Origin of the sequence: Streptomyces sp. W16, assembly GCF_033194735.1 — a bacterium.
In the GTDB taxonomy this organism is placed as follows: Bacteria; Actinomycetota; Actinomycetes; order Streptomycetales; family Streptomycetaceae; genus Streptomyces.
The window spans coordinates 1-4,183 of sequence record NZ_JAWOAI010000702.1; the positions used below are offsets into that span (position 1 = coordinate 1).

At 71.0% G+C, this 4,183-nt stretch carries 4 protein-coding genes and 1 pseudogene; 3 read left to right on the top strand and 2 right to left on the bottom strand.

Features of this window, described 5'->3' with window-relative positions:
- Positions 1-906, bottom strand: a 906-nt coding sequence (locus tag R6V09_RS47455) for a M20/M25/M40 family metallo-hydrolase (RefSeq protein ID WP_317887663.1), incomplete at its 3' end; no start/stop codon positions are given.
- Positions 907-1,038: 132 nt separating this feature from the next.
- Here R6V09_RS47455 and R6V09_RS47460 point away from each other — a divergent pair.
- Complete coding sequence (locus tag R6V09_RS47460; protein WP_317887664.1) at positions 1,039-2,307, top strand: geranylgeranyl reductase family protein; 1,269 nt, start codon at positions 1,039-1,041, stop codon at positions 2,305-2,307.
- Here the strand turns inward: R6V09_RS47460 and R6V09_RS47465 are convergent.
- Positions 2,297-2,746 (bottom strand): nitroreductase family deazaflavin-dependent oxidoreductase, encoded by a 450-nt coding sequence (locus R6V09_RS47465; protein ID WP_317887665.1) that lies wholly within the window; start codon positions 2,744-2,746, stop codon positions 2,297-2,299. The two genes, R6V09_RS47460 and R6V09_RS47465, sit on opposite strands and share 11 nt — an antisense overlap.
- A gap of 167 nt (positions 2,747-2,913) precedes the next feature.
- On the opposite strand from R6V09_RS47465, the gene R6V09_RS47470 reads away from it, so the two are divergent.
- Together R6V09_RS47470 and R6V09_RS47475 are read left to right on the top strand one after the other, a co-directional pair.
- Positions 2,914-3,606 (top strand): TetR/AcrR family transcriptional regulator, encoded by a 693-nt coding sequence (locus tag R6V09_RS47470; RefSeq protein ID WP_317887666.1) that lies wholly within the window; start codon positions 2,914-2,916, stop codon positions 3,604-3,606.
- A gap of 190 nt (positions 3,607-3,796) precedes the next feature.
- Positions 3,797-4,183: pseudogene (locus tag R6V09_RS47475) on the top strand (sensor histidine kinase); the annotation flags it as partial.

Sequence of the window (4,183 nt, forward strand, 5' to 3'; positions counted from 1 at the left end):
CGGGCAGTCGATGCCGAGGACCGTGACGGCCGGGCGCGCCCAGATGCGGTCGGCGACCGCGTCGGAACCGATCAGCTCGACGCCGTCCAGCACCTTGGCGTCCTGGCGGAACTGCCCCTCGTCGTACGACAGTCCGTCCCAGGACGCGTGGGCGGCGAGCCCGTCGACGGTCGTCGAGCCGTCCTTGGCGCGCAGCGAGTCCAGTACGCGGATCAGCGCGGCCAGCGCGTCGGGCGCGGCACCGCCGAACTGGCCCGAGTGCAGGTTGCCTTCGAGAGTGTCGATCTGTACGCGCACCAAGGTCATGCCGCGCAGGGTCGAGGTGACCGTGGGCAGGCCGACCCGGAAGTTCCCTGTGTCGCCGATCACGATCGTGTCGGCCGCGAGGAGCTCGGGGTGCTCCTCGGCGTACCGCTCCAGGCCGCCGGTGCCCTGCTCCTCCGAGCCCTCGGCGATCACCTTGATGTGCACCGGGACACCGCCGTTGGCCTTGAGGGCGCGCAGCGCGAGCAGGTGCATGATCACGCCGCCCTTGCAGTCGGCGGCACCGCGCCCGTACCAGCGGCCGTCGCGCTCCGTCAGTTCGAACGGCGGGGTCGTCCAGGCGGCCTCGTCGAGCGGCGGCTGCACGTCGTAGTGGGCGTACAGGAGCACGGTCTTCGCGCCGTCGGGGCCGGGCAGGTAGCCGTAGACCGACTGCGTGCCGTCCGGGGTGTCGAGCAGGGCCACGTCCTGGAAACCCTCGGCGCGCAGCGCGTCGGCGACCCAGTTCGCGGCGCCCTCGCTCTCGCTCTTCGGGAACTGGTCGAAGTCCGCCACCGACTTGAAGGCCACCAGCTCGCTGAGCTCAGTTCTTGCCCTGGGCATCAACGAGGCGACGGTCTCGGCGACCGGATGCGACGACATGGGCACGCTCCTTGTGGGTGCGACGTTGTACGAATGATGCCGTCGATCCTCCCACAACGGCCTATGGCGATGTCCGCCGTAGGATGCGGGGGACAGGTGCGGCAGCGGCTTGATCGGGAGCAGTAGACCATCGTGAGCAGCGAGAACTCTTCGGCGGACGACGTGCAGCGGGTGTGGGACGTCGTCGTGGTGGGCGCGGGACCCGCGGGGGCCTCGGCCGCCTATGCGGCGGCCGTCGCGGGACGGCGTGTGCTGTTGCTGGAGAAAGCCGAGTTGCCGCGCTACAAGACGTGCGGCGGCGGCATCATCGGACCTTCGCGCGACTCCCTGCCGCCCGGCTTCGAGCTGCCGTTGAAGGACCGGGTGCACGCCATAACGTTCTCGAACAACGGGCGTTTCACGCGCACCCGCCGGTCCCGGCAGATGCTGTTCGGGCTGATCAACCGGCCCGAGTTCGACCAGCAGCTCGTCGAGCACGCGCAGAAGGCGGGCGCCGAGCTGCGCACCGGCGTCTCGGTGACACGAGTCGAGCAGCACGGCTCGGCGGTGCCGGACCGGCGTACGGTCGCCGTGGTGCTGAGCGGCGGCGAGACGGTCCTCGCGCGTGCCGTCGTCGGCGCCGACGGCAGTGCCAGCCGCATAGGGGCGCACGTCGGGGTCAAGACCGACCAGGTGGACCTGGGCCTGGAGGCGGAGATCCCGGTGCCCGACACGGTCGCCGAGGACTGGAAGGGGCGGGTGCTCATCGACTGGGGCCCGATGCCCGGCAGTTACGGCTGGGTCTTCCCCAAGGGCGACACGCTCACGGTCGGGGTGATCTCCGCGCGCGGTGAAGGCGCCGCCACGAAGCGGTACTTGGAGGACTTCATCGCCCGGCTCGGCCTCGCCGGCTTCGAACCGAGCATCTCCTCCGGGCACCTGACCCGGTGCCGGGCGGACGACTCGCCGCTCTCGCGCGGGCGGGTGCTGGTGTGCGGTGACGCGGCGGGCCTGCTGGAGCCGTGGACCCGGGAGGGCATCTCGTTCGCGCTGCGCTCGGGACGGCTCGCGGGGGAGTGGGCGGTGCGGATCGCCGAGGCGCACGACGCCGTGGACACCCGCCGGCAGGCCCTGAACTACGCGTTCGCGATCAAGGCGGGGCTCGGCGTGGAGATGAGCGTCGGCAAGACCATGCTGGCGGTCTTCGAGCGGCGCCCCGGACTGTTCCACGCGGCCCTCACCGGCTTCCGGCCGGCCTGGAAGGCCTTCATGGACATCACCCGGGGTTCGACCACCCTGGGCGAGCTGGTGCGCAGCCATCCCATGGCGCAGCGCGCGCTGACCGCCTTCGACCGCAGGACCGCGGAACCCGTGGCGCCCGTGGAGGCGGAGGAGTCCGCGGAGGGCGAGGTCAGCTCCTGACCGTGACGTGGAAGACGGGGTGGTCGTCCGCGATCGCCCGCAGTTCGTCGTCGGAGGAGTCGGGGCCGACTCCTCCGAAGAACACGCCGACCTCGGCCTTCCAGCGCTTGAGGTAGGCGCGCAGCAGCGGCACCTTGTCGTCGCCGGTGACCTCGGTCGCGGTGAACGCGTCCACCTTCTTGCCGAGCCGCAGCTCGCCGCCGCCCGCCGCCCGCATGTTGTGCGTCCACTGGACGTGCCCGCGCGGGGCGACGAGGTACTGCTGTCCGTCCACCGTCAGCAGGTTCACCGGGGTGGTCCGCCACTCGCCGCTCTTACGGCCCCGCACCGCCAGCACCCGCGAACCCCAGACGCTGAGACCGCGGCGGGTGAACCAGGCGACGGCGCGGTTGAAGACGTTGACCGTGAACCAGCCGGGCTTCTGGACGTGCGTGCTCATGACGACTCCTGGGTTTTGGAGAGCGCGGCTCCCATTTGTGAGCACTGCTCTCGTTCTCGGAAACAGTCTGCACCGGCTGGGCGATCCAATGCAAGAGCGGTGCTCTCTTTTTTATGCGCTGCTCTCGTTTGTGTGCGCTGCTCTGATTCCGTGCCACACTTGCCCGTATGAGCACCACACAAGGCGCCCGCGCCCGAGCCAGGATCGAGGTCACCGCGGCCATCAAGGACGAGGCGCGCAGACAGCTCGCCGCCGAGGGCGCCGCGAAGCTCTCACTGCGCGCCGTGGCCCGTGAACTGGGCATGGTCTCCTCCGCCCTGTACCGGTACTTCCCCAGCCGCGACGACCTGCTGACCGCGCTCATCATCGACGCGTACGACTCCGTCGGGGAGAGCGCGGAAACGGCCCACGCCAAGGTGGCCGGCGCGGGCCCACTGCGCCGCTGGACGAGCGTGTGCGAGGCGGTACGTGGCTGGGCGCTGGCGCATCCGCACGAGTACGCCCTGATCTACGGCTCGCCGGTCCCCGGGTATGTCGCCCCCGAGACCACCGTGCCGCCTGCCGCCCGTGTCGCCCTCCTCCTCATCGGCATCGCGCGGGACGCCCACCAGGCCGGCACGCTGACCGAGCCTCCGCTCCCGGCCGATCTCCAACCCGAGGCGGAGCGCATGGTCGCGGACTTCGCCGGTGACCTTCCGCCCGCGGTGGCCGTGGCCCTGGTCGCCGCGTGGGCCGAGTTGTATGGACTCGTCAGCTTTGAGCTTTTCGGTCAGTTCCGTCGGGTGGTGGAGGAGCGTGAGATCTTCTTCCGTCATGCGGTACGACGGCTTGCGCTCGGGGTGGGGCTCGCGGACGTGTGAGTGCCCTGCTGGGTGCGTGGTTCTTTGTCTGCGGCCCGGTGGGGGCTGGTCGCACAGTTCCCCGCGCCCCTTACGGGGCGCTGTAGTGGACGGGAGTTCACGGGTATCGCTTCGTACTCCCTGGGAAGTACTCGTGATCACCCCGTCCGGCTGACGCCCCCAGCGCCGCCCGGCGTCTAGCGTGACGTGCATGGACGAGCAGCGGGTACGCGGCGGGGGACCGCCCCGGTGGTGGCGCCACGGACCGCCGTGGGACGGGGTGGCGGCCCCGACCCGGTGGCCCTGGCGTTCCACGCTGCTGGTCACCGTGTTCGTGCTGATCGGCAGCAGCTTCGCCGGACACAGCCAGCCCGACCGCGTCCCACTCGACCTCTACGCGCGCGTGCTGCTCGTCGTCGGCTCGGTGCTGCTCCTGTGGCGTCACCGCTACCCCGTAGGGGTGGCCTTCGGGACCGTGCTCGCCGCCGTGCTCTACTTCGGCGCCGGATACCCGTACGGCCCCGTCTTCCTGCCCGTCGCGCTCGGCTGCTTCGGCGCGGTCGTCGCCGGGCGCCGCTGGGCGGCCTGGACCGCGCTC